17 protein-coding genes are annotated in these 23,894 nt (G+C 63.4%); 8 read left to right on the top strand and 9 right to left on the bottom strand.

The window, feature by feature from the left end; translation table 11 throughout:
- The 7 genes from JANGC3_RS29690 to JANGC3_RS0120150 form a co-directional block, all read right to left on the bottom strand.
- The coding region (locus tag JANGC3_RS29690) for a type VI secretion system Vgr family protein (protein WP_035787850.1) at positions 1-770 on the bottom strand (770 nt) is incomplete at its 3' end.
- A 313-nt stretch (positions 771-1,083) separates the two neighbouring features.
- Positions 1,084-2,547 carry a glutamate synthase subunit beta gene (locus JANGC3_RS0120175; protein WP_026133244.1) on the bottom strand — a complete coding sequence of 488 codons (1,464 nt, stop codon included), beginning with the start codon at positions 2,545-2,547 and terminating at the stop codon, positions 1,084-1,086.
- A 75-nt stretch (positions 2,548-2,622) separates the two neighbouring features.
- Positions 2,623-7,338 (bottom strand): glutamate synthase-related protein, encoded by a 4,716-nt coding sequence (locus JANGC3_RS0120170; RefSeq protein ID WP_017878303.1) that lies wholly within the window; start codon positions 7,336-7,338, stop codon positions 2,623-2,625.
- A 196-nt stretch (positions 7,339-7,534) separates the two neighbouring features.
- Positions 7,535-8,242, bottom strand: coding sequence for a transposase (locus tag JANGC3_RS0120165; protein WP_017878302.1), 708 nt, complete (start codon positions 8,240-8,242; stop codon positions 7,535-7,537).
- A 186-nt stretch (positions 8,243-8,428) separates the two neighbouring features.
- A complete protein-coding gene (locus JANGC3_RS0120160) occupies positions 8,429-9,109 on the bottom strand; it encodes a response regulator transcription factor (RefSeq protein ID WP_017878301.1) in 681 nt (226 codons plus the stop codon).
- A gap of 35 nt (positions 9,110-9,144) precedes the next feature.
- Positions 9,145-10,341 carry a PAS domain-containing sensor histidine kinase gene (locus JANGC3_RS0120155; protein ID WP_017878300.1) on the bottom strand — a complete coding sequence of 399 codons (1,197 nt, stop codon included), beginning with the start codon at positions 10,339-10,341 and terminating at the stop codon, positions 9,145-9,147.
- 134 nt (positions 10,342-10,475) lie between these two features.
- Positions 10,476-13,574, bottom strand: a complete 3,099-nt coding sequence (locus JANGC3_RS0120150; RefSeq protein WP_017878299.1) for a DEAD/DEAH box helicase — start codon at positions 13,572-13,574, stop codon at positions 10,476-10,478.
- Positions 13,575-13,778: 204 nt separating this feature from the next.
- On the opposite strand from JANGC3_RS0120150, the gene JANGC3_RS0120145 reads away from it, so the two are divergent.
- The 3 genes from JANGC3_RS0120145 to JANGC3_RS0120135 all read left to right on the top strand — a co-directional run bounded on the left by JANGC3_RS0120145 (position 13,779) and on the right by JANGC3_RS0120135 (position 17,257).
- Complete coding sequence (locus tag JANGC3_RS0120145; protein WP_026133243.1) at positions 13,779-16,127, top strand: Tex family protein; 2,349 nt, start codon at positions 13,779-13,781, stop codon at positions 16,125-16,127.
- A 238-nt stretch (positions 16,128-16,365) separates the two neighbouring features.
- Positions 16,366-16,677, top strand: a complete 312-nt coding sequence (gene grxD, locus JANGC3_RS0120140; RefSeq protein ID WP_017878297.1) for a Grx4 family monothiol glutaredoxin — start codon at positions 16,366-16,368, stop codon at positions 16,675-16,677.
- Entirely contained in the window at positions 16,670-17,257 is a 588-nt protein-coding gene (locus tag JANGC3_RS0120135; RefSeq protein WP_017878296.1) for a UbiX family flavin prenyltransferase, read from the top strand. The genes grxD and JANGC3_RS0120135 overlap by 8 nt, the downstream gene beginning before the upstream one ends.
- Positions 17,258-17,408: 151 nt before the next feature.
- Here the strand turns inward: JANGC3_RS0120135 and JANGC3_RS32890 are convergent, their stop codons facing one another.
- Together JANGC3_RS32890 and JANGC3_RS29685 are read right to left on the bottom strand one after the other, a co-directional pair.
- Entirely contained in the window at positions 17,409-17,696 is a 288-nt protein-coding gene (locus JANGC3_RS32890; protein WP_157406776.1) for a hypothetical protein, read from the bottom strand.
- A 151-nt stretch (positions 17,697-17,847) separates the two neighbouring features.
- Entirely contained in the window at positions 17,848-18,255 is a 408-nt protein-coding gene (locus JANGC3_RS29685) for a hypothetical protein (RefSeq protein WP_026133242.1), read from the bottom strand.
- A 143-nt stretch (positions 18,256-18,398) separates the two neighbouring features.
- On the opposite strand from JANGC3_RS29685, the gene JANGC3_RS32885 reads away from it, so the two are divergent.
- The 5 genes from JANGC3_RS32885 to JANGC3_RS0120105 all read left to right on the top strand — a co-directional run bounded on the left by JANGC3_RS32885 (position 18,399) and on the right by JANGC3_RS0120105 (position 23,825).
- Positions 18,399-18,905: a hypothetical protein gene (locus tag JANGC3_RS32885; protein ID WP_157406774.1), complete on the top strand. Its 507-nt coding sequence runs from the start codon at positions 18,399-18,401 to the stop codon at positions 18,903-18,905.
- A gap of 64 nt (positions 18,906-18,969) precedes the next feature.
- Positions 18,970-19,386: a MerR family transcriptional regulator gene (locus tag JANGC3_RS0120120; protein ID WP_017878293.1), complete on the top strand. Its 417-nt coding sequence runs from the start codon at positions 18,970-18,972 to the stop codon at positions 19,384-19,386.
- Between the two features lie 157 nt (positions 19,387-19,543).
- Positions 19,544-20,728, top strand: coding sequence for an isovaleryl-CoA dehydrogenase (locus tag JANGC3_RS0120115; protein ID WP_017878292.1), 1,185 nt, complete (start codon positions 19,544-19,546; stop codon positions 20,726-20,728).
- A gap of 81 nt (positions 20,729-20,809) precedes the next feature.
- Entirely contained in the window at positions 20,810-22,636 is a 1,827-nt protein-coding gene (aceK, locus tag JANGC3_RS0120110) for a bifunctional isocitrate dehydrogenase kinase/phosphatase (protein WP_017878291.1), read from the top strand.
- Entirely contained in the window at positions 22,629-23,825 is a 1,197-nt protein-coding gene (locus JANGC3_RS0120105) for an acetyl-CoA C-acyltransferase (protein WP_026133241.1), read from the top strand. Before aceK ends, JANGC3_RS0120105 begins: the two co-directional genes overlap by 8 nt.
- Positions 23,826-23,894: the final 69 nt, after the last annotated feature.

Here is a 23,894-nt window from a genome sequence, read left to right as displayed (position 1 = left end):
ATGGCGTTGGTCCGCTGCGTCAGCGTGGTGCGCCAGCGGTCCAGGCTGTCCGCCTTCATCACCGCGCCGGGTTGGGTGAACGCAATGTCGGCCTGGACGTTGGCTTGGAAGCTGCCGTTGTGGTCGGCCACGACCAGGGTGTGCCCGCCCAGGCCGGGGCCGTCGCCGGCGCTGTGTTCGTAGTAGTAGAACAGGCCTTCCTCGCTCATCAGGCGCAGGGCGAAGGCGAGGTCGCTTTCCTGGTATTGGGTGGTCAGGCTGCGGCGCGGGTAGATGTCGCGCTCGGCGATGTCGAAGCGCCACGCCGGCATCAGCCGGCCCTGGCCCAAGTAGGAGGCGAAGACGGCGTCGAGGATGTCGCACACCGTCATGTCCTGGAAGATGCGGCTGTCCTGGTTCAACGCCAGGAAGGCGGTCCACGGTTCGATGGTCAGCGCGTAGCGCGCGAAGCCGCCGTTCGCCTCGGTCATTTCCACGGCCGTGATGTGGCCGTGGAACGGGCGCCGGGCGCCGGCGGCGCCGGTGAGCAGGTCGACGCGGGCGGGCTGGCCGATCAGCGACTTCAGGGGGATGCGGGCGTCGCTGGACAGCGCCGCGATCTTGAGCGAGTAGCCCTGGCTCAGGCCCTCCTCGCCGCGCAGACATTCGAGCAGCAGCTTGTCGGGGCCGAGCGGTGTCGTCAGTCGCAGCAGGCGGGTGCTTTGCGTGAAGCCGCCAAGCAAGGCTTGCAGGCTGGACGCCTGGGTCTGTGAATTGGACGACAGTGACATTTGGCAATACTCCCGTGGTGCGACGCGGCACTCTCTAATGCAAATTAATTAATATTTTGTGCAGTCGCATTACACCCCAGAAGGGAAACGGACACAAGAGTGATTCAATTGAAATGACAAGTAATTGCGTTGGAGAATTCTTTGCCGGACCATCGCGCAGATGTTCGGAGGGGCGGGGGCGGGGCGGTGTCGCGCCAGCGTGCGTGCCGGGGACGATGACAGTAAACCAGAGGAAAATAGCCAGGGTCAGGCCCTTCGCGCCAAGGCGACAAGGTCTGACCCCGGTACTTCGGGGAGGTGCGGTGTTGCGGAATTAACGCGGCAGGACGGACGAACCCATCAGGAATTCGTCGACCGCGCGGGCGCATTGGCGGCCTTCGCGGATGGCCCAGACGACCAGCGATTGGCCGCGGCGCATGTCGCCGGCGGCGAACACGTTCGGCGCCGAGGTTTTGTAGCAGCCTTCGCCGTCGGTCGTCGCCTTGGCGTTGCCGCGGGCGTCTTTTTCAACGCCGAAGGCGTCCAGCACTTGCTGCACCGGCGAGACGAAGCCCATCGCCAGCAAGACCAGGTCGGCCTTCATTTCGAATTCCGAGTTCGGCACTTCGACCATCTTGCCGTCTTTCCACTCGACGCGGCAGGCGACCAGCTTGTCGACCTTGCCGCCCTTGCCTTCGAAGCGCTTGGTGGCCACCGCCCAGTCGCGCTCGCAACCTTCTTCGTGCGACGACGAGGTGCGCAGCTTGGTCGGCCAGTACGGCCACACCATCGGCTTGTTTTCCTTTTCTGGCGGTTGCGGCATCAGTTCGAACTGGGCCACCGACGCGGCGCCGTGGCGGTTCGACGTGCCGACGCAGTCGGAACCGGTGTCGCCGCCGCCGATGACGACGACGTGCTTGCCGACGGCCTTGATCTGGTCCTTGACCTTGTCGCCGGCGTTGACCTTGTTCTGGTGCGGCAGGAAGTCCATCGCGAAATGGACGCCCTTCAGCTCGCGGCCCGGCACCGGCAGGTCGCGCGGCTGCTCGGCGCCGCCGGCGATGATGACGGCGTCGAAGTCTTTTTCCAGGTCTTCAGGGAAAATCGTTTCCTTGGCCCAGTTGTTGACGTTGGCCGGGAAGTCCTTGCCGACCAGTACGCTGGTGCGGAAGGTGACGCCTTCGGCTTCCATCTGCTTGACGCGCAGGTCGATGTGCGATTTTTCCATCTTGAAGTCGGGGATGCCGTAGCGCAGCAGGCCGCCGACGCGGTCGCTTTTCTCGAACACGGTGACGGCGTGGCCGGCGCGCGCCAGTTGCTGCGCCGCCGCCATACCGGCCGGGCCGGAGCCGACGATGGCGATTTTCTTGCCGGTGCTAAAGCCCGCCGGCTGCGGCGTAACCCAGCCGTGTTCCCAGCCCATGTCGATGATCTTGTGCTCGATCGACTTGATGCCGACCGGGTCTTCGTTGATGCCCAGCGTGCAGGCCGACTCGCACGGCGCAGGACAGATGCGGCCGGTGAATTCGGGGAAGTTGTTGGTCGAGTGCAGCACGTCGAGCGCTTCGCGGTAGTTGCCGCGGTACACCAGGTCGTTCCAGTCCGGGATGATGTTGTTGACCGGGCAACCGGTGGTGCAGAACGGGATGCCGCAGTCCATGCAGCGCGCGCCCTGTTTGGTCGCTTGCTCGTTGGACAGGTGCAGCACGAATTCCTGGTAGTTCTTGAGGCGCGTGACAGGCGGCAGATAGCCCTCTTCCTGACGCTTGAATTCCATAAAGCCGGTGATTTTTCCCACGATAAATCCTTTAGTATTTTTTTGCTGGCGGGGACGGGCCTGGCCCGCCCCCCGTATCGATGTGTGCGGCGCCCCTTAGGCGGCGATCGGCTGCACTTCCATCGCTGCGTTTTCGGCCATTTCAATCAGCGCGCGCTTGTATTCGCTCGGGAAGACCTTGACGAACTTGCTGCGCGCCTGGCCCCAGTCGTCCAGCAGGAAACGGGCGCGGGTGCTGCCGGTGTGCTTGAAGTGACGCTCGATCAGGCGCTTGAGGATCACTTCGTCGGCTTCCGGCTCGCCGTCGCGGTGCTGGCTGTGCCACGAGGCGCGGTCCAGTTGCTGTTCGCCGCTGCTCAGCACCGGTTCCAGCGCCACCATCGAGGTGTTGCAACGCTTCGAGAAGTCGCCCAGCGGGTCGTAGACGTAGGCGATGCCGCCCGACATGCCGGCCGCGAAGTTGCGTCCGGTCGCCCCCAGCACCACGACGGTGCCGCCGGTCATGTATTCGCAACCATGGTCGCCCAGGCCCTCGACCACCGTGGTGGCGCCCGAATTGCGCACCGCGAAACGTTCGCCGGCCACGCCGTTGAAGAAGGCTTCGCCGGCGATGGCGCCGTACAATACCGTGTTGCCGATGATAATGTTGTCCACGGCCCAGCCGCGGAACTCGGTGTTCGGCCGCACGATGATGCGCCCGCCCGACAAGCCCTTGCCGACGTAGTCGTTGCCTTCGCCGACCAGGTCGAGCGTGATGCCGTGCGCCAGGAAGGCGGCGGCCGACTGGCCCGCCGTGCCTTGCAGCTGGATGTGGATGGTGTCGTCCGGCAATCCGGCGTGGCCGTAGCGTTTCGCCACTTCGCCCGACAGCATCGTGCCGACGGTGCGGTTGACGTTGCGCACCGGCGAGATGAACGAGACGCGCTCGCCTTTTTCCAGCGCCGCCCGCGCTTGCGCGATCAGCTTGTGGTCGAGCGCCTTTTCCAGCGCGTGGTCTTGGTTCTCGACGTGGCGGGTGGCTTGCTCGCCGCTCACTTCCGGCTTGTGGAAGATGGCCGAGAAGTCCAGGCCGCGCGCCTTCCAGTGCGTGATCGCCTTCGACTTGTCGAGCAGGTCGACCCGGCCGATCAGTTCGTCGTAGGTACGGATACCCAGTTGCGCCATCAACTGGCGGGCCTCTTCGGCAACGAAGAAGAAGTAGTTGACGACGTATTCGGGCTTGCCGGAGAACTTGGCGCGCAGAACCGGGTCTTGCGTGGCGACGCCGACCGGGCAGGTGTTCAGATGGCATTTGCGCATCATGATGCAACCCTCGACCACTAGCGGCGCGGTCGCGAAACCGATCTCGTCGGCGCCCAGCAGGGCGGCGATGACGACGTCGCGGCCGGTTTTCATCTGGCCGTCGGCCTGCACGCGGATGCGGCTGCGCAAGCCGTTCAACACCAGCGTCTGTTGCGTTTCAGCCAGGCCGAGTTCCCACGGCGTACCGGCGTGCTTGACCGACGACAGCGGCGAGGCGCCGGTGCCGCCGTCGTGGCCGGCGACGACCACGTGGTCGGCCTTGGCCTTGGTGACGCCGGCGGCGACGGTGCCGATACCCACTTCCGACACCAGCTTGACCGAGATCGAGGCGCGCGGGTTGGCGTTCTTCAAGTCATGGATCAGCTGCGCCAGATCTTCGATCGAGTAGATGTCGTGGTGCGGCGGCGGCGAAATCAGGCCGACGCCCGGCACCGAGAAGCGCAGGCTGGCGATGTATTCGGACACTTTATGGCCCGGCAACTGGCCGCCTTCGCCCGGCTTGGCGCCCTGCGCCATCTTGATCTGGATTTGGTCGGCCGAGTTCAGGTAGGCCGCGGTCACGCCGAAACGGCCGGACGCCACCTGCTTGATGCGCGAACGCAGCGAATCGCCCGCCTGCAGCGGAATGTCGACCATGATCTGCTCGTTGCCGACCACCGACGCCATGGTTTCGCCCTGCTTGATCGGGATGCCCTTCAATTCCATCACGTAACGGTTGGGATCTTCGCCGCCCTCGCCGGTGTTCGACTTGCCGCCGATGCGGTTCATCGCCACGGCCAGCGTCGCGTGCGCCTCGGTGCTGATCGAGCCGAGCGACATGGCGCCGGTGGCGAAACGCTTGACGATTTCCTTCGCCGGTTCGACTTCGTCGAGCGGGATCGCCTTCGACGGGTCGAGCTTGAACTCGAACAGGCCGCGCAGCGTCAGGTGGCGACGGCTCTGGTCGTTGATGATTTGCGCATACTCCTTATAGCTGGAGAAATTGTTGCTGCGGGTCGAATGCTGCAATTTGGCGATCGCGTCCGGGGTCCACATGTGTTCTTCGCCGCGCACGCGGAAGGCGTATTCGCCGCCGGCGTCGAGGTTGTTCACCAGCAAAGGATCGTCGCCGAAGGCCAGCGCGTGCAGGCGCAACGCCTCTTCCGCCACTTCAAACACGCCGATGCCCTCGACGTTCGAGGCGGTGCCCTTGAAATACTTGTCGATCAGCGACTTGTTCAAGCCGATCGCTTCGAAGATTTGCGCGCCGCAATACGACATATAGGTCGAGATGCCCATTTTCGACATGACCTTCATCAGGCCCTTGCCGATTGCCTTCGTGTAGTTGTAGACGGCGGTTTCGCCGGACAACTCGCCCGGCAGGCCGGCGGCCATTTCCATCAGCGTTTCCATCGCCAGGTACGGATGCACGGCTTCGGCGCCGTAACCTGCCAGCAACGCGAAGTGGTGCGTTTCGCGCGCCGAACCGGTTTCCACCACCAAACCGGTGGAGGCGCGCAAGCCCTTGCTGACCAGGTGCTGATGCACCGTCGATGTCGCCAAAAGGGCGGGGATAGCGACCTTATCGGCGCAGATGCTGCGGTCCGAGACGATCAGGATGTTGTGGCCGGACTTGACGGCGTCGACCGCCTCGGCGCACAGCGAGGCCAGGCAGGCTTCGACGCCTTCCTTACCCCATGCCAGCGGATAGCAGATGTTCAGCTCATATGACTTGAACTTGCCGCCGGTATGCAGGCTGATGTTGCGCAGCCGCGCCATGTCGTCAAAACCCAGCACCGGCTGCGATACTTCCAGGCGCATCGGCGGATTGACGTTGTTGGTGTCGAGCAAGTTCGGCTTCGGACCGATGAAGGACACCAGCGACATCACCATCGCTTCGCGGATCGGGTCGATCGGCGGGTTGGTCACCTGCGCGAACAATTGCTTGAAGTAGTTGTAGAGCGGCTTGAGTTTGTTCGACATCACCGCCAGCGGCGAGTCGTTGCCCATCGAACCGGTCGCCTCTTCGCCGGCGACGGCCATGGGCGCCATCAAGAATTTCAAGTCTTCCTGGGTGTAGCCGAACGCCTGCTGGCGGTCGAGCAACGACGGCAGCGCTTTTTCGCCGGGCGCGGTGGCGTACTTGACGCGGTTGTGCGCCAGTTGGCTTTCGCTGAGCTTGATTTCGTTGAGCTTGATGCGTACCGAGTTGATCCAGGCCTTGTATGGCTTGGCGTTCGAATACATGTCCTTCAACTCTTTATCGTCAATGATGCGGCCCGCCTCCAGGTCGATCAGGAACATCTTGCCCGGTTGCAGACGCCATTTCTGGATGATCTTCGATTCCGGGATCGGCAGCACGCCCGATTCCGACGCCATCACCACCAGGTCGTCGTCGGTGACGATGTAGCGCGCGGGGCGCAGGCCGTTGCGGTCCAGCGTGCCGCCGATGTGGCGGCCGTCGGTGAAAGCCATCGCGGCCGGGCCGTCCCACGGCTCCATCATCGCCGCGTGGTATTCATAGAAGGCGCGGCGGTTGTCGTCCATCGTCGTGTGGTTTTCCCAGGCTTCCGGGATCATCATCATCATCGCCTGGGCAATCGGGTAGCCGGCCATCAACAGCAGTTCCAGCGCGTTGTCGAAGCAAGCCGTGTCGGACTGGCCCTCATAGATCAGCGGGAACAGCTTTTGCAGGTCGTCGCCCAGCACGGCCGACTTCATCACGCCTTCGCGCGCGCGCATCCAGTTGAAGTTGCCCTTGACGGTGTTGATCTCGCCGTTGTGGGCGATCAGGCGGTACGGGTGGGCCAGCGGCCATTCCGGGAAGGTGTTGGTCGAGAAACGTTGATGCACCAGCGCCAGCGCCGAGATGCAACGGGCGTCCTGCAAGTCCTTGTAGTACACGCCAACCTGGTCGGCCAGCAGCAGGCCCTTGTAAACAATGGTGCGCGCCGACATCGACGGCACGAAGAATTCTTTGCCATGCAGCAGTTTCAACGCCTGGATCGCGTGGCCCGACGATTTGCGGATCACATACAGTTTGCGCTCGAGCGCGTCGGTGACCATGATGTCCGGGCCGCGGCCGATGAAGATCTGGCGGATCACCGGCTCTTTGGCGCGCACGGTCGGCGACATCGGCATGTCGTAGTCGACCGGCACGTTGCGCCAGCCCAGCACAACCTGGCCTTCGATGCGCACGGCGCGCTCGATTTCCTGCTCGCAGGCGATGCGCGAAGCGTTTTCCTTCGGCAGGAACACCATGCCGACGCCATATTCACCCGGCGGCGGCAGCTCCACGCCTTGCGCGGCCATCTCGTCGCGGTAGTACTGGTCCGGAATCTGGATCAGGATGCCGGCGCCGTCGCCCATCAGCGCGTCCGCGCCGACCGCACCCCGGTGATCCAGGTTCTTCAAGATCAACAGACCCTGTTCAACGATGGAATGGGTTTTGTTGCCCTTGATATGGGCGACGAAACCGACGCCGCAGGCATCGTGTTCGTTGGAAGGATCGTATAAACCTTGAGCAATCATGAGTTTCTCCAGCACTTTTTGATATTGAAAATCTAGAGTAGTGCAATGCAGCAGAAAACTCAACTGGAATAATTAGGGTCGGAGTCGCATTAATTTTTCTGGCGTCGCTCAAAAAATTTAATGGGGACAGGGTCATAAAAATTTCAAAAAAAAACCGGAGTGGTCGACAATCCGGGTTTCTGGCACCGCGTGGAAATCAGTCGACGCTGGACTTCTCGACGACTTTGAATGGCCGGCCGCGTTTCGCCGGCAGCACCTGGCGCTTCAATTTACGCTCCAGCGCCTTCTTAAACTGCTCCGTCCCCAGCGGCCAGCCCCTCAAAACGGCTTTTTCGACGGTTTCGACCTCGTCGGCGGCCAGCGCCTGCTCCGTCAGCGCCAGGTAGGCGGCCTCGCGGTCGAACGGCGTGTTGCCCAGCGCCCAATACAAAGGGTGGTCGGTGATGATCGGATCGGGCCGTACACCGGCGTGGTGGGCATAGCTGGACCAGGCGTAATCGAGCGGGCGCGGCGCCAGGGCGGCGCTGACCGGGGCGAATTCCAGGTAACGGCTGCAAGTGAGGAAGAAGTTTTCCGGATCGATCACCGAGGTTTTGTAGCGTCCCTGCCACAGGGCGCCGCTGCGTTCGTATTTTTGGTTGAAGTAGGGCACGTAATAGCGGCCCAGCCACTGCATCATCTGGCCGAGGCCGCCCTCGTCGCTGGGCGAGACCAGCAAATGCAGCTGGTCGGGCATCAAAACGTAGGCGTGGACCGCGACTTTGAAGGTTTTGGCGGCCGTGCGCAGCCAGCCCAGAAAGGCCAGGTGGTCGGCGCTGTCGATGAAGATGGGCTGGCCGTTGTTGCCGCGCTGGATGACGTAATGCGGCTGGGACGGCAGGATAAGGCGGGGAAGACGGGCCATGTGCGGGAAAAATGAGCGGGAGATACCGCGATTTTACGCAAGAACCGCACTCCGTCCCCCAATTTATTTGCGATTCCGGAAAAACGGCGCGACTCCGCCCCCATTTAGCCGGAAGACGCCAAACCGGGGACAGACCACGATTTCCGCGAAACGTTTCGCGGAAATCGTGGTCTGTCCCCGAAGTCGCTACGACAGGTTGAAGCTGGTGGACAGGCTGTAGCCTTCGCCATAGGCGCTGCGCAGCGGCAAGTCTTGGCCGAGTCCGCTGCGCGCCTTCTTGCGCAGCCGGTACACCAGCATGTCGACGCGGCGGCCGGCGTCCGGGTCGTCGCCACCCATGCCGGCGACGATGACGTCGCGCGGCACCGGACGGGTGTTAATTGTCAGCAGGTGCAGAAAGTTGAACTCTTTTTCCGTCAGCGCAATGACCGAGCCCATCAGCTCAAGCTGGCGCGCGCTCACTTTCAGCGTCCATTTGCCCGGCACCGGCAACGGGTCCTGCGGCCCGACGCGGCGGTCCAGCGCCTCGATGTGGGCGGCCAGTTCGGGGAATTTGATCGGCTTGGTCAAATAGTGGTCGGCGCCCAGGCGCAGACCGAGGATGCGGCTGTCGAACGCCACCCTCCCGGTCAGCACCAGCACGCCGATCTGCGGATAGAGTTGGCGCATGCGCGGGATGACGTTGAAGCCGTCCTCGTCCGGCAGGCCGAGGTCGAGCACAACCACGCCAACATTTCCTTGGCTCAAAGCCGCCCACATGTCGCCAGCCGAGCTGGTGATATGTACTTCGTGTTCGAGCTCCAATAAAAACTCTGCCATATCTTCGGCATAGTCGAGATTGTCTTCGACGATCAATATTTTCGTCATTGCTGCGCCATTCTTCGGTTAGTGAGCAAACCGCCTCAACTCTGGTGAATCCCAGCCTCGGTTTGCGTCCAGGAATTATCACTGTTGCAATCGTGAGACGCAAGGTTTTTCCCGGTATCCGCCGGGATGGGCAGCCAAATGCGGAAAACGGCACCCCCTTCCGCGCGATTTTGCGCCGTAAGGTTGCCGCCGTGCACGTCAAGCATCGCCCGCGCCATGTACAGCCCCAAACCGGAACCCTTGTGCGCAGCGGCGTTTCTTCCGCGAAAACCCTTGTCGAACAGGCGACCCAGCTCGTCTTCAGGCACGCCGGGGCCGCGGTCGAGCACGCACAATTCGATGCCGCCTTCGGGCGCCGGCTGGCCGCTCAGTTCGATGGGGCTGCCGGCCGGCGTGTAGGCGCAGGCATTGTCGAGCAAAATTTGCAGGCACAGGCGCATGCCGTCGGGATCGCAGCGCAGATAGCCGGGCAGGCCGCTGGCGCGCAACGTCACCGGGTGCCGCGGCGAGTTGAACTGGGCGGCGGCGTCCTCCAGCAGCGCTTGCGGCGCGATGCCGTCGGCCTGGCGCTGGCGGCCGATGCTGGCCATGCGCTCCGGCGTCAGGTACTCGTCGATCAGCGCGAGCAGGCGGTCGACCGCGGTCTGGATCTTGCGGTAGCGCTTGCGGGTGGCGTCGTCGGCCGTGGCGCCCGTCGTTTCCAGGCGCTGGATGGCGCCGTCGATGGTCGCCAGCGGGGTGCGGAATTCATGCGACAGCATCGAGGCGAAACGTTTCTGCGCCTGTTCCTGGGCGCGCGCGGCACTGACGTCGCGCAGCACGCCGACCAGGGCGACGGCGCGCCCGCGCGCGTCGGCCACCAGGGTGGAGTGCAGTTCGACGGGCACGGCGTGGCCGTCCTGGTGCGTCAGCTCGACGCTGCGCAGCGAGGGCGGGGCGGCGGCGTCGCCGGCGGCGAAGCGTTGGATGCGTTCGGGCAGGTCGAGCGCCAATTGCGCCGCCAGCGTTTCCAGCCCGGCCTGGTCGTGGCCGAGCAGGCGCTGCGCCGCCGGACTAATATAGATCAGTTTGGCGCTGGCGCAGTCGATGATCCAGCCGGCGTCGACGCTGTGCTCGGCCAACTGGCGGAAGCGGGCCTCGCCGGCGCGCGCGCGCAGCAGCGCGGCGCGCAGCTGGAACAGGCGCCAAAGCAGCAGCGCCACGGCGCCGGCCAACAGAATCAGGTAGGGCATGTTTCGCTTTCGTTGCCGTTAAGTTAGCCAGGTTTGTAGTTGGCCTAAGCGAGACGCGTTGCTCCAGGCCACCGTTGTCGGCTTACGCCCGATGGGCTAACCCGACCTACGACGCGCCGCCGGGTCCGGCACCGCTAATCGGCCAGCGGGGCGAAGATCTGCTGCAGGTCTTCTTGCGTCAGCGCCATCTTCTGCGCTTCGCCCTCGGCCAGGATCGATTGCGCGAGTTCCGATTTTTTCTGTTGCAACAGCTGGATTTTTTCTTCCAGCGTGCCCTTGGCGATCAGCTTGTAGACGAACACCGGCTTGTCCTGGCCGATGCGCCAGGCGCGGTCGGTGGCCTGGTTCTCGGCCGCCGGGTTCCACCACGGGTCGTAATGGATCACGGTGTCGGCCGCGGTCAGGTTCAGGCCGACGCCGCCGGCCTTCAGGCTGATCAGGAATATCGGCACGGCGCCCTGCTGGAACGCCGCCACCTGGGCCGAACGGTCCTTGGTGTCGCCGGTCAGCAGCGCGTACGGGATGTCGCGCGCCTCCAATTCCTCCTCGATCAAGGCAAGCATACTGGTAAATTGCGAGAACACCAGGATCTTGCGGTTTTCGTCGAGCAAATCCTCGATCATCTGCATCAGGTCGATCAGCTTGGCCGAGCCGGCCGCCTGCTTTTTCGACGGCAAGGATTTCACCAGCCGCGGGTCGCAGCACACCTGGCGCAGCTTTAGCAGCGCCTCCAAAATCACGATCTGGCTGCGCGCCACGCCTTTCTTGTCGATTTCCTCGCGCACCTTCTGGTCCATCGCCAGGCGCACCGTTTCGTACAGGTCGCGCTGCGGCCCGGTCAACTCGACCTTGCGCACCATTTCCGTTTTCGGCGGCAACTCCTTGGCGACGTTGTCCTTGGTCCGGCGCAGCAGGAAGGGCTTGATGCGGCGGTTCAGCAACTGCCGCCGCAGCGGGTCGTCCTGGCGCTCGATCGGGTGGCGGAACTGGCTGTTGAAGCTTTTCTCGTCGCCCAGCAGGCCCGGCAGCAGGAAGTGGAATTGCGACCACAGCTCGCCCAGGTGGTTTTCCAGCGGCGTGCCGGACAGGCACAAGCGGTGCCGCGCCCGCAGCAGCCCGGCGCTTTGGGCCGCCTTCGAGCGGGTGTTCTTGATGTAGTGCGATTCGTCCAGGATGACCAGGTGGAAGTCGTGCTCGCGCAGCTTTTCCTCGTCGCGCGGCAACAGCGCGTAGGTCGTCAAGACCAGGTCGCAGCCGTCGATCTGGTCGAACTGCTGCAGGCGGTCCTTGCCCTGCAACAGCAACACGCGCAGGTCGGGCGCGAAGCGGGCAGCCTCGTCCTGCCAGTTGCCCATCAGGCTGGTCGGGGCGATCACCAGCGCCGGGCTGGTCAACCTTCCGGCCTCTTTTTCAATCAGGATGTGCGCCAGGGTTTGCACCGTCTTGCCCAGGCCCATGTCGTCGGCCAGGATGCCGGCCAGGTCGTAATTCCTCAGGAATTGCATCCAGGCCAGGCCGTCGGCCTGGTAGTCGCGCAGCGTGGCGCGCAGGCCGGCCGGCGCCGCCACTTTCTGCACCGAGCCGAACTGGCTGAGCTTGCGGCCCATCTCGCGCAGCTGCGCGCCGCCGCTCCAGCGCAGCTCCAGGCCGCGCGCCAGCTCGTCCAGGCGCGCCGCGTCCAGCGTCGACATGCGCACCGAGGTTTTGATCTTGTCGCTGAAATACAGCTCGCCCAGCGTGTTCAGGATGGGCTTGACGCGCGCCCACGGCAGCGCCACGCGGGTGCCGTCGGGCAAGGTGGCGAGCATCTGGTCGGCGTCGCCGTGCGCCTCCAGCGCCTTCGGGTTGAAATCGTTGGGCGCGCCGCGGATCAGTTGCACCAGCACCGGCAGCAGCGGCACGCGCTGGTGGTTGACGACGATGCCCAGCTCCAGCTCGAACCAGGCGTTGCCGCTGTCGGCCGGCTCGGCGATGTCGGCGTACCAGTCCTCGACGACGCTGACGTCGTAGCGGTACTTGGCGGTTTTTTCGACGATCCAGCCCTGCTGCTGCAAGGCGGCGATGCCGCCGTCGGCAAAGCGCAGCCATTCGGACTGGCCGGCCAGCAACAGCGCGCCCTTCAGCCCGCTCAGCGGCATCGCCGCCGGCCTGCCGAAGCCGCGCGCGCTCAAGGTCTCCAGCGCGGCCGCCTCCTGCGCGCTGTTGCGCTGGATGATTTCGGTGACGTTGCCGACCTGCCGCACCACGCGCTGCGACGGGTCGAACGAGACGCGCTCGCCGTCGTAGTCGTAGGACAGCACGGCGAAGTCGTGCCAGCGCGGCGCGCTGGCGTCGGCCAGTTGCGCGCTGTCGAGCACCAGCACCGGCCGCGCCGGCACGTCTTCGCGCAGGCGCTGCGGCAGCGGCTGCGGCAGCGGCATCAGGTGCTGCAAGCCGTGCGCCAGCAACAGTTGCGACACGCGCACCTTGTCGTTGCCGTTCAATAATGGGGCCTGCGCCACCAGCGCCTGCAATTCCGGCAGCGCGATGTCGGCGCCGCCCTGGTTCAGCGCCAGCACGCCGCACGACAGGTTGTCGATGTACCACGGCGGGTCGGTCGGCAGCATGTAGTCGATCTGGTCGGCGCCGTGGTGCTTGGCGCCCTCGGCCGCCTCGACTTGCCAGCCCAGGCGCATGTGCTTGCCCTCTTCGCGCCAGATTAGCGTGGCCTGGCGCAGCGGGCCGCCCTGCAGCGGATACACCAGGCCGTTGCCGACGTCGGCCCACGAATTGGACCAAAGCAATTTACCCTGCTCGGCCAGCATCTGCAGCAGCGCCGCGCCGATCTTGCCCTTCGGCTCGGTGGCGCTGCCGGTCTGCGAGGTTTGGCCGGTGCGCATGGCAACAAAAAAACGCACCAGGTCCTCGTCGGCCGGCAACAGGAAGCTCGGCGGCGCCGACAGCAGCGAAAACACTTCGCTGACCGGGGTCGCCGCGGCGACGTCGCCGTTCGGCCGCAGCCGCGCCTTGTACAGGCACAAGGCCACGTGGCGCCCGCCGCTGGTGGGCGCGAGCACGTAGATCAGGCGGTACTGGGCCAGTTTCGGGTCCGGCTCGACGGCGCTCAGGCTCGCTTTCGGGTGCGCGGCGGCGTCCACCCGCTGCAGCCAGGTGGCAACGGCATACGGCAGTTGCGGTGCCGGGGTGCCGGGCGTGGCGCGGGGTTCACTGATCTCGTCGCGGGTTAAATCCATGGTACGCATGTGTGTAAAAGTCTAAGCAGAATCGTTAACAGGCAATATTATCCGCGATACGCGCGCTCGTGGTTTATTCAATATCATCTCGCACCCCCATCTTGGCCCGGGCGGGGGCCGACGCACAGTCCATTTGCGCTGTCAAGACTGGCACAATCGCGCCGATTGCGTATCATTCAACGCTTGACCGCTTTGGAACTCGCCATGCTGCCCTCTATCGAACAACGTCTCGCCCTCGAACTCGTCGCCAAACCGGCGCAGGTCGCCGCCGCCATCGCCCTGCTCGACGAAGGCGCCACCGTGCCCTTCATCGCGCGCTACCGCAAGGAGGCCACCGGCGGCCTGGACGACATCCAGCTGCGCCTGCTCGAAGAGCGCCTGCGCTACCTGCGCGAGCTGGAGGAGCGCCGCGCCGCCATCGTCGCCTCGATCACCGAGCAAAACAAGATGACGCCGGAGTTGCTCGACGCCGTCATGCACGCCGAGGACAAGACCCGGCTGGAAGACTTGTACCTGCCGTACAAGCAAAAGCGCCGCACCAAGGCGCAGATCGCCATCGAGGCGGGCCTGGCGCCGCTGGCCGAGCTGCTGCTGGGCGACCCGCGGCACAACCCGGAACTGGAGGCGGCCAAGTACCTGCGCGAAGCGTTTACCACGGGCGACGGCAACAACGCCGGCGTCGCCGACACCAAGGCGGCGCTGGACGGCGCGCGCCAAATCCTGATGGAGCGCTTCGCCGAGGACGCCACCTTGTTGCAGGCGCTGCGCGAATACGTGCAAGAGCATGGCATAGTTGAGTCCAAAGTGGTGGAAGGCAAGCAGGACGAGGGCGAAAAATTCGCCGATTACTTCGATTATTCCGAAACCATCTCGACGGTGCCGTCGCACCGCGCGCTGGCCCTGCTGCGCGGACGGCGCGAGCAGATCCTCGACGTCACGCTGCGGCTCGACACCGAGGCCGAGAAACCCAAGTGGGACGCGCCGCACAACCCGTGCGAGGGCCGTATCGCCGCCCGCTTCGGCATCAAGAACCAGGGCCGCCCGGCCGACAAGTGGCTGGCCGACACGGCGCGCTGGACCTGGCGCGTGAAAAGCTTCATGCAGCTGGAAACCGAACTGATGGGCGCGCTGCGCGAACGCGCCGAACTCGACGCCATCAACGTCTTCGCGCTGAACCTGAAGGCGTTGCTGTTGGCCGCGCCGGCCGGCCAGCGCGCCACCATGGGCCTGGACCCGGGCCTGCGCACCGGCGTCAAGGTGGCCGTGGTCGACGCCACCGGCAAGGTGATGGACACGGCGGTGATCTACCCGCACCAGCCGAAAAACGACTGGGACGGGTCGCTGCACACGCTCGGCCGCCTGGCCGCCAAGCACAACGTGTCGCTCATTTCGATCGGCAACGGCACCGCCTCGCGCGAAACCGACAAGCTGGCGCAGGACCTGATCAAGCAGTTCCCGGAACAGAAAATGACCAAGATCGTCGTTTCCGAGGCGGGCGCGTCGGTGTACTCGGCGTCCGAATTCGCCTCGCGCGAGCTGCCCGACATGGACGTGTCGCTGCGCGGCGCCGTGTCGATCGCGCGCCGGCTGCAGGACCCGCTGGCCGAGCTGGTCAAGATCGACCCGAAATCGATCGGCGTCGGCCAGTACCAGCACGACGTCGGCCAGACCCAGTTGGCGCGCTCGCTCGACGCCGTCGTCGAGGACTGCGTCAACGCGGTCGGCGTCGACGTCAACACCGCCTCGGCGCCGCTGCTGGCGCGCGTCTCCGGCCTGTCCTCGAGCGTGGCGCAAAGCATCGTCAACTACCGCGACATGAAGGGCGCGTTCGCCTCGCGCGCGGCGCTCAAAGCGGTGCCGCGCCTGGGCGAGAAGACTTTCGAGCAGGCCGCCGGCTTCCTGCGCGTGATGGGCGGCGAGAACCCGCTGGACGCCTCGGCGGTCCACCCGGAATCGTATCCGCTGGTTGAAAAGATCCTGGCCGACATTAAAAAAGATATCAAGGCCGTCATCGGCGAGGCCGCGCTGCTAAAGACCCTGAACCCGGCCAAGTACGCCGACGAGAAATTCGGCGTGCCGACCATTACCGACATCCTGAAGGAACTGGAAAAGCCGGGGCGCGACCCGCGTCCCGAGTTCACCACCGCCACCTTCAAGGAAGGCGTCGAGGCAATCCGCGACCTGCGCCCGGACATGATCTTGGAAGGGGTCGTCACCAACGTCGCCGCCTTTGGCGCATTTGTCGACATCGGCGTGCATCAGGACGGATTGGTGCACATCTCGGCGCTGTCGAACACCTTCGTCAAGGACCCGCACACGGTGGTCAAAGCCGGCCAGGTGGTGCGCGTGAAGGTGCTGGAGGTGGACGAAAAGCGCAAACGCATCGCCCTGACCATGCGCCTGACCGATAGCGCGCCGCAGCCCGGCGCCAAGCCGGAACAGCGCGGCGACCGCAACGACCGCAAACACCTGGCCCAGCACCAGCAGCAAAGCGCCAAGGTGCCTGCGGAAGGCGGCAGCATGGCGGCGGCGTTCGCCAAGCTGCGCGGCTAAGGCGGGCGGGTCGGTGGCGCGGCCTTCTGCCCGGGCAAAGCGTTGTAGACGGCCCACGCTTCAACACCGGCGCCTCAAGGAAAGTCACAGACAAGGAGCCGGGGCCAGCCCCCCAGGGTCTGACCCCGGGGTGACGCCTTTGGTGTAAACGTCGTCCGGGCGCGCCTAATCCCAACCTTCAACGACTTTTTCTTATAAAATGTCGGCATCTTATTTATTTTCACCACACGAGGCAGCCATGAGCGACGTACAAACCTGGATCAAAGAAACCGTGACGGGCACGCCCGTCGTGCTGTTCATGAAGGGCACCGCCCAGTTCCCGCAATGCGGCTTTTCCGGCCGCGCGATCCAAATCCTGAAAGCCTGCGGCGTTGAAAACATCGCCACCGTGAACGTGCTGGACGATCCCGCAGTTCGCCAGGGCATCAAGGAATACTCGAACTGGCCAACCATCCCGCAGTTGTATATCCGCGGCGAGTTCATCGGCGGTTCCGACATCATGAACGAAATGTTCGAATCGGGCGAACTGAAGACCCTGATCGATGCCTGATAAGCCCAGGCGGCTGATCATCGCCATCACCGGCGCCACCGGCGCCGTGTATGGCGTGCGGCTGCTGCAACACCTCGGCGCCATCCCCGGCGTCGAGACGCATCTGATCCTCTCCGACGCCGCCGTGCTGACGCTGCACCAGGAAACTGGCTTGCAGCGCAAGCAAGTCGAAGCGCTGGCCCATGTCGTGCACAAGCTGCGCGACGTCGGCGCCTCGATCGCTAGCGGCTCGTTCCAATCCGACGGCATGGTCGTCGCCCCCTGCTCGATGAAAACCCTGGCCTCGGTGGCGCACGGCTTTTCCGACAACCTGATCGCGCGCGCCGCCGACGTGGTGCTCAAAGAGCGCCGCCGCTTGGTGCTGATGGTGCGCGAAACGCCGTTCAACCTGGCGCACCTGCGCAATATGACGGCCGTGAGCGAAATGGGCGGCGTTATTTTCCCGCCCCTGCCGAGCTTCTACCACTTGCCCAAAAGCATAGAGGAAATGGTCGACCACACGGTGGCGCGCGTTATTGATTTGTTTGGTATCGAGCACGGCCTGGCGCCGCGCTGGGCCGGTATGAAGGCCGTGGAATAAAACCAAGGGCAGAGGCTGGGGTCAGACCCCAAGGGTCCGACCCGGCGTTCTACGCTGGAGGTTAAAAAAGGCGAGCGACACTTTCACTGCGGGCAATTCAGTCCGCCTGTTTGATTGTCACGACCCACTTACCGCAGCTACCCGTTGCGCGTCAGCGCTTCTCGAATTGCACGCCGCTGGCATGCTTCAAATCCCTGGCCTCTTCCACCATGCGGCGGTAGGCGATGCGCTTGCGCATCACCTCCGCATGCTGGGCGGCGGTCATCGGGGGCACGGTCATCAAGTCTTTTAGCTGCGCGGTATTGCTGTAATTACTTTTCATAAGACGGCTCAAATGCTCGGCTCCGTAGTAAATGGCAAGGCTGGCGCCCCGGCTAAAACTCATGTGATTATGAGCCACTATTTGATTTCGCGTCATCCCTCTTGTGATTTTCATCATAACGACCGCAAAAAAGGCCGGCCGACCAAGCCATTGTGCATCAGATTCATGTCGTAGGCATGACATTTCGCAAAGTCCCCGCCAAGCCCACATGTGATCTCCGCAGGCCGCCTCCTACGGCCCCGGCTGTTCGAAAAACACGCCGTTTTTGTTACTTTTGGTAGTTCACACGCACCAGCATGCGAATAAATTCACGCGCTATTTGACGATGATGCTCGTCTAATCTTTGCAAATCAGCAATTAATTTTACGTCCGCCGACTCAAAGCGCGACAAGGCGCTCGAGGATTCGCCGCTCGGCGCAGTGCTTTCCGGGCCGCCGAAACGCAGCCATTCGGCCGGCACGCCCAGCCAGTGAGCGATCATGCGCAGCTTTTCCTGGGTCGGAATAGCCTCGCCAACCAGCCATTTACGGGCTGCGTGCACGGTTATCGGGCGTCCGTCGAAGCGGATGTTGAATTCCCGGGCCAATCTGGTCGGGCTATCCGGGGAGTAATGTGCGTTTTTGAGCGCCTGCTGGAGGCGCTGGCTAAAACTTTCGCGTTCGTTTGAAGAATTCATAGTTGCACTATTTCATGTTGCAACATGAAAGTCAGTCTCTTGAAGAGGCAATTTGATTGTGACATTGCAATATTTTTAAATTAACAATTACGCCCGCCGCGGGCGCTTTTTCGACAGATATCAAACCGAATAAAATACTGTGTATGTTGAATTTTATGAGCGATACGTCGAACGACTTCTCTTCATTGTGTCTTGGTATATTAAAAATTAGAGGATTAGCTCTATATTGTTCGGAAACGCATAACGTCATCCAAACCGGTTTCGGTGCGCACACGCCCATCCTCTCTCAACATGATGCTCGCGCAATTGCCCGACGCGGGCGCGCAAACCGCGGCGTGTTCGGGCGAATGGCCGACGCCTCCGATGACGCGCCAGTTATGGTCACGAATTACGACCAACAGTTCATCCTGCGTCCGAGTGTAGGCCGGCGGCAGCGCCGGCACAAGCGATGGATGGGGATTTTTTCGACCACGCGTCTGCCGGCGCCGCCGCAGCCGTCTTTCAGCAGCCGTACATTGATGTGGTCCAGCGCGCACCTCGCCGAAGGGATACGCCAATTGGGCTGCGAGTGGGTTCATCTGGATCTTTCAGGTTCACTTTTCGGACAGGCGCGCTACAATGCGATTGACGTTGACGTAAACGGAAGCTGATGTAAAGCGCTTTCTGACCATGCGACCTTGTCCGCCGAAGAACTCTAACAGCAAGCCCAAGAAGATGCCGACCTATACCATCACCGAACTGGCGCGTGAATTTGATATCACCGCGCGCGCGATCCGCTTTTATGAAGACCAGGGGCTGCTCAGCCCGACGCGCGAGGGCGCCGGAGGCCGCAATCGCGTCTACACCCCGCGCGACCGGACCCGCCTGAAGCTGACGCTGCGCGGCAAGCGCCTGGGACTGGCCTTGTCCGAGATTAAAAGCCTGGTTGACATGTACGAGTCGCCCAAGGACACCAGCGCCCAAATGAACCGCTTCCTCGGCGTGCTGGCGCAACACCGCGAAACGCTGGAACAGCAACGCGAGGATATCGAGATGGCGCTGGCGGAAATCACCGCCCACGAGGAGGAATGCAAGCGCTTGCTGGCCGGCGTGGCGGCGGGCGAGCAGACCGCGGCGGCTACTGCGCAGTAGTAATAAGCCGGCGCGACTAAAACCGGAAGCGTCATTCCGGGGCCGGACCCCGAGGGTCTACCGCCCCGCCGCGGCTTTTACTTTACGTTTACGTTAACGTCACATCAGCGTATCATTTACTCTTCTTTCCGCTAACTGTCTATTCGACGAGGACGACATGCTCCATCTCCCAGGCTTAACTTTTGACCATGGCGAAGACATCGCCGCGCTGCGCGAAGCGATTCAACAATTTGCCGCCGCCGAAATCGCGCCGCGCGCCGGCGAAATCGATCGCAGCGACCAGTTCCCGATGGATCTGTGGCGCAAGATGGGCGACCTGGGCGTGCTCGGCATTACCGTCGACGAGCAGTACGGCGGCAGCGGCATGGGCTACCTGGCGCATATCGTGGCAATGGAAGAGATTTCGCGGGCCTCGGCCTCGGTCGGCCTGTCCTACGGCGCGCACTCGAACCTGTGCGTCAACCAGATCAAGCGCAACGGCACCGACGAGCAAAAAGCCAAGTACCTGCCGAAACTGGTGACGGGCGAGCACATCGGCGCGCTGGCGATGTCCGAGCCGAACGCCGGCTCCGACGTGGTCAGCATGAAGCTGCGCGCCGACTGGAAGGGCGACCGCTGGGTGCTGAACGGCACCAAGATGTGGATCACCAACGGCCCCGACGCCGACGTGCTGGTGGTGTACGCGAAAAACGACTTGGAAGCCGGCCCGAAGGGCATGACGGCCTTTCTGATCGAAAAACATTTCAAGGGCTTCTCGATCGCGCAAAAGCTCGACAAGCTGGGCATGCGCGGCTCCCACACCGGCGAGCTGGTGTTCCAGGATTGCGAAGTGCCGGCCGAAAACGTGCTGGGCGGCCTGGGCAAGGGCGTCAACGTGCTGATGTCCGGCCTCGACTTCGAGCGCACCGTGCTGTCCGGCGGCCCGCTCGGCATCATGCAAGCCTGTATGGACCTGGTGGTGCCCTACGTGCACGAGCGCAAGCAGTTCGGCCAGCCGATCGGCGAATTCCAGTTGATGCAGGGTAAGCTCGCCGACATGTATTCGACCATGATGGCTTGCAAGGCCTACGTCTACGCGGTCGGCCAGGCGTGCGACCGCGCCAAGACGCCCGAAGCGGTGCGCCAGTTGCGCAAGGACGCCGCCGGCGCCATTCTGTATAGCGCTGAAAAGGCCACATGGATGGCCGGCGAGGCGATCCAGGCGCTGGGCGGCAACGGTTATATCAACGAGTACCCGGCCGGCCGGCTGTGGCGCGACGCCAAGCTGTATGAAATCGGCGCCGGCACCAGCGAAATCCGCCGCATGCTGATCGGCCGCGAGCTGTTCGCCGAAACCAAGTAAATTACCCACGTGCGCGCCGATTAGCTACCCTGATGAAAACTGGTTTTTATTGGCTGACCTAATCTACGATCGAGACGGACGATGACTCAAATTGCGTTCCCAAAACTGCTTTCCTCCCAGATCGCATTCGATATCGCGCGCACGATCCGTGACGGCTTCGACAAGCATTACCGCCTGTTTCGCCGCACCAGCCGCGACGCCAAGCGCCATTTCGAGCAGGGCGCATGGGCCGTGGCCCAGCAGGCGGCCCGCGAACGCATCGGCTTTTACGATAAGCGCGTGCAGGAATGCGTGCAGATGCTCGAAGATGAGTACGACGAGGAAGAGTTGACCGACGAAGTGTGGCGCGAGTTGAAGCTGCACTACATCGGCATGTTGTCCGACCATAAGCAGCCGGAGCTGGCGGAAACCTTCTTCAACTCGGTCTGCTGCAACATCCTGCACCGCACCTATTTCCACAACGACTTCATTTTCGTGCGCCCGGTGGTGTCGACCGAGTACATCGAGACCGAGGAGCTGTCGCCGACCTACCGCGTGTACTACCCGGGCAAGGACGGCTTGCGCTTTACGCTCAAGCGCATCGTCACCAACTTCCAGCTGGACTGCCAGTTTGCCAACCTGGAGCGCGACGCCGAGCTGGTCGAAACGCGCCTGAGGCAAATCTTCGGCGCCGACCGGATCGAGCCGAACCACCAGATCCAGGTGCTGTCGAGCTTGTTTTTCCGCAACAAGGGCGCGTATATCGTCGGCAAGGGCATCAATGGCAACCGCGAATACCCGTTCATCGTGCCTATCCTGCACAACCGCCACGGCGAACTGATCCTCGACACGGTGTTGTTCGACCAGGAACAGATCACGATCCTGTTCTCGTTTACGCGCGCCTATTTCCTGGTCGACATGGAAGTGCCGTCGGCCTACGTGCAGTTTCTGCGCAGCCTGCTGCCGCGCAAGCCGCGCAGCGAGATTTACACCATCCTCGGCCTGCAAAAGCAGGGCAAGACGCTGTTTTACCGCGACTACCTGCAACACCTGAAGCATTCGTCCGACCATTTCGAGATCGCCCCCGGCATCCGCGGCCTGGTCATGCTGGTGTTCGCGCTGCCGTCCTTCCCCTACGTGTTCAAGGTCATCAAGGACTTCTTCCCGGCGCCGAAGGAAACCACGCGCGCCCAGATCAAGGAAAAATACCTGCTGGTCAAGCACCACGACCGCGTCGGGCGCATGGCCGACACGCTGGAATACTCGAATGTGGCATTTCCGCGCGCGCGTTTTTCCGACGCCCTGCTGGCCGAGCTGAAACATTTCGCCCCTTCGCTGGTCGAGGAGGAGCGCGACCAGATCATCATCAAGCACCTGTATATCGAGCGGCGCATGGTGCCGCTCAACATGTGGCTGAGCAACGCCGACAAGGAGGGCGACGATGCGATGGTCGAGCACGCCCTGCTGGAGTACGGCAAGGCGATCAAGGAGTTGGTCGCGGCGAACATTTTCCCCGGCGACATGCTGTACAAGAACTTCGGCGTGACCCGCCACAAGCGCGTCGTGTTTTACGATTACGACGAGATCGAATACATCACCGACTGCAATTTCCGCGTGATTCCGGAGGCCCGCAACGAGGAGGAGGAAATGTCGGCCGAGCCCTGGTATGCGGTCGGCAAGCACGACGTGTTTCCCGAGCAGTTCGGGCGCTTTTTGCTGGGCAACCCGCGCATCCGCAAGTATTTTATGAAGCACCACGCCGACCTGCTGACCCAGGCCTTCTGGCAGGGACGCAAACAGCGCATCCTGGACGGCATCATCGAAGACGTCTTCCCGTATCCGCAAGAAATCCGTTTTTGCAATCAATCCACCCTCACCATCCCGGCGGTGTCAGAACCGCTTTATTCGGAGACTCACCATCATGAATGATCCTATCGTTATCGTCGGTGCGGCACGCACCCCAATGGGCGCCTTCCAGGGCGACTTCGCCGGCGTCACCGCCAGCGACCTGGGCGCCGTTGCCATCAAGGCCGCGGTGGAGCGCGCCGGCGTCGCGCCGGACGCGGTTGAACACGTTTTCTTCGGCAACTGCCTGATGGCGGGCCAGGGCCAGGCGCCGGCGCGCCAGGCGGCGATCAAGGCCGGCTTGCCGACCTCGGCCGGCGCCGTCACGCTGTCGAAGATGTGCGGCTCGGCCATGCAGGCGGCCATGTTCGCGCATGACGCCTTGCTCGCCGGCAGCGCCGACGTGATCGTCGCCGGCGGCATGGAATCGATGACCAACGCGCCGTATCTGGTGCCGAAGGCGCGCGGCGGCTTGCGCATCGGCCACGGCATGCTGTACGACCACATGATGATGGACGGCCTGGAAGACGCCTACGCCCGCGACGAGAAGGGCAACGCCCGCTCGATGGGCACCTTCGCCGAGGAGTGCGCGACCCAGTACAAGTTCACCCGCGAGTCGCAGGACGCATTCGCCATCGCCTCGGTGCAGCGCGCCCAGGCGGCGGCCAAGGACGGCAGCTTCGATTGGGAAATCGCGCCGGTGACCGTGTCCGGCCGCGGCGGCGACACCGTCATCGACAAGGACGAAGGCCCGCTGAAGGCGCGCCTGGAGAAAATCCCGACGCTGAAGGCGGCCTTTAAGAAGGACGGCACCATCACGGCGGCCTCGTCGTCGTCGATCAACGACGGCGCCGCGGCGCTGGTGCTGATGCGCGAATCGACCGCCAAGAAACTCGGCTGCACCGTGCTGGCGCGCATCCACGGCCACGCCACCCACGCCCAGGCGCCGAACCTGTTTACCACCGCGCCGGTCGGCGCGATCCAAAAGCTGTTCGCCAAGACCGGCTGGACCAGCGGCAGCGTCGACCTGTTCGAAGTCAACGAAGCCTTCGCGGCCGTGCCGATGGCGGCGATGCACGACCTCGACGTCCCGCACAGCAAGATCAACATCCACGGCGGCGCCTGCGCGCTGGGCCACCCGATCGGCGCGTCGGGCGCGCGCATCATCGTCACGCTGATCGGCGCGTTGAGGAAAACCGGCGGCAAGCGCGGCGTCGCCGCGCTGTGCATCGGCGGCGGCGAAGCGACCGCCATGGCGATCGAACTGGTATAAATTTTGCCAGCAACGCAACAAGTAGACCCGCGGTACTAAACCGGGGTCGGGCCTTCCCGCCTCGGCGCG

Origin of the sequence: Janthinobacterium sp. CG3 (assembly GCF_000344615.1) — a bacterium.
Taxonomy (GTDB): Bacteria; Pseudomonadota; Gammaproteobacteria; order Burkholderiales; family Burkholderiaceae_D; genus Janthinobacterium.
The sequence above is the reverse complement of the archived record's forward strand: the minus strand, read 5'-3'. Positions and strand labels throughout refer to the sequence as shown.

Bases quoted from the DNA above. Each gene is read 5' to 3' on its own strand.
- grxD (WP_017878297.1), top strand. From the start codon at position 16,366: ATGAGCGACGTACAAACCTGGATCAAAGAAACCGTGACGGGCACGCCC.
- JANGC3_RS0120155 (WP_017878300.1), bottom strand. From the start codon at position 10,341: ATGCCCTACCTGATTCTGTTGGCCGGCGCCGTGGCGCTGCTGCTTTGG.
- aceK (WP_017878291.1), top strand. From the start codon at position 20,810: ATGACTCAAATTGCGTTCCCAAAACTGCTTTCCTCCCAGATCGCATTC.
- JANGC3_RS0120165 (WP_017878302.1), bottom strand. From the start codon at position 8,242: ATGGCCCGTCTTCCCCGCCTTATCCTGCCGTCCCAGCCGCATTACGTC.
- JANGC3_RS32885 (WP_157406774.1), top strand. From the start codon at position 18,399: ATGTTGAATTTTATGAGCGATACGTCGAACGACTTCTCTTCATTGTGT.
- JANGC3_RS0120170 (WP_017878303.1), bottom strand. From the start codon at position 7,338: ATGATTGCTCAAGGTTTATACGATCCTTCCAACGAACACGATGCCTGC.
- JANGC3_RS29685 (WP_026133242.1), bottom strand. From the start codon at position 18,255: ATGAATTCTTCAAACGAACGCGAAAGTTTTAGCCAGCGCCTCCAGCAG.
- JANGC3_RS0120150 (WP_017878299.1), bottom strand. From the start codon at position 13,574: ATGGATTTAACCCGCGACGAGATCAGTGAACCCCGCGCCACGCCCGGC.
- JANGC3_RS0120115 (WP_017878292.1), top strand. From the start codon at position 19,544: ATGCTCCATCTCCCAGGCTTAACTTTTGACCATGGCGAAGACATCGCC.
- JANGC3_RS0120145 (WP_026133243.1), top strand. From the start codon at position 13,779: ATGCTGCCCTCTATCGAACAACGTCTCGCCCTCGAACTCGTCGCCAAA.
- JANGC3_RS0120105 (WP_026133241.1), top strand. From the start codon at position 22,629: ATGAATGATCCTATCGTTATCGTCGGTGCGGCACGCACCCCAATGGGC.
- JANGC3_RS0120160 (WP_017878301.1), bottom strand. From the start codon at position 9,109: ATGACGAAAATATTGATCGTCGAAGACAATCTCGACTATGCCGAAGAT.
- JANGC3_RS0120135 (WP_017878296.1), top strand. From the start codon at position 16,670: ATGCCTGATAAGCCCAGGCGGCTGATCATCGCCATCACCGGCGCCACC.
- JANGC3_RS32890 (WP_157406776.1), bottom strand. From the start codon at position 17,696: ATGATGAAAATCACAAGAGGGATGACGCGAAATCAAATAGTGGCTCAT.
- JANGC3_RS0120120 (WP_017878293.1), top strand. From the start codon at position 18,970: ATGCCGACCTATACCATCACCGAACTGGCGCGTGAATTTGATATCACC.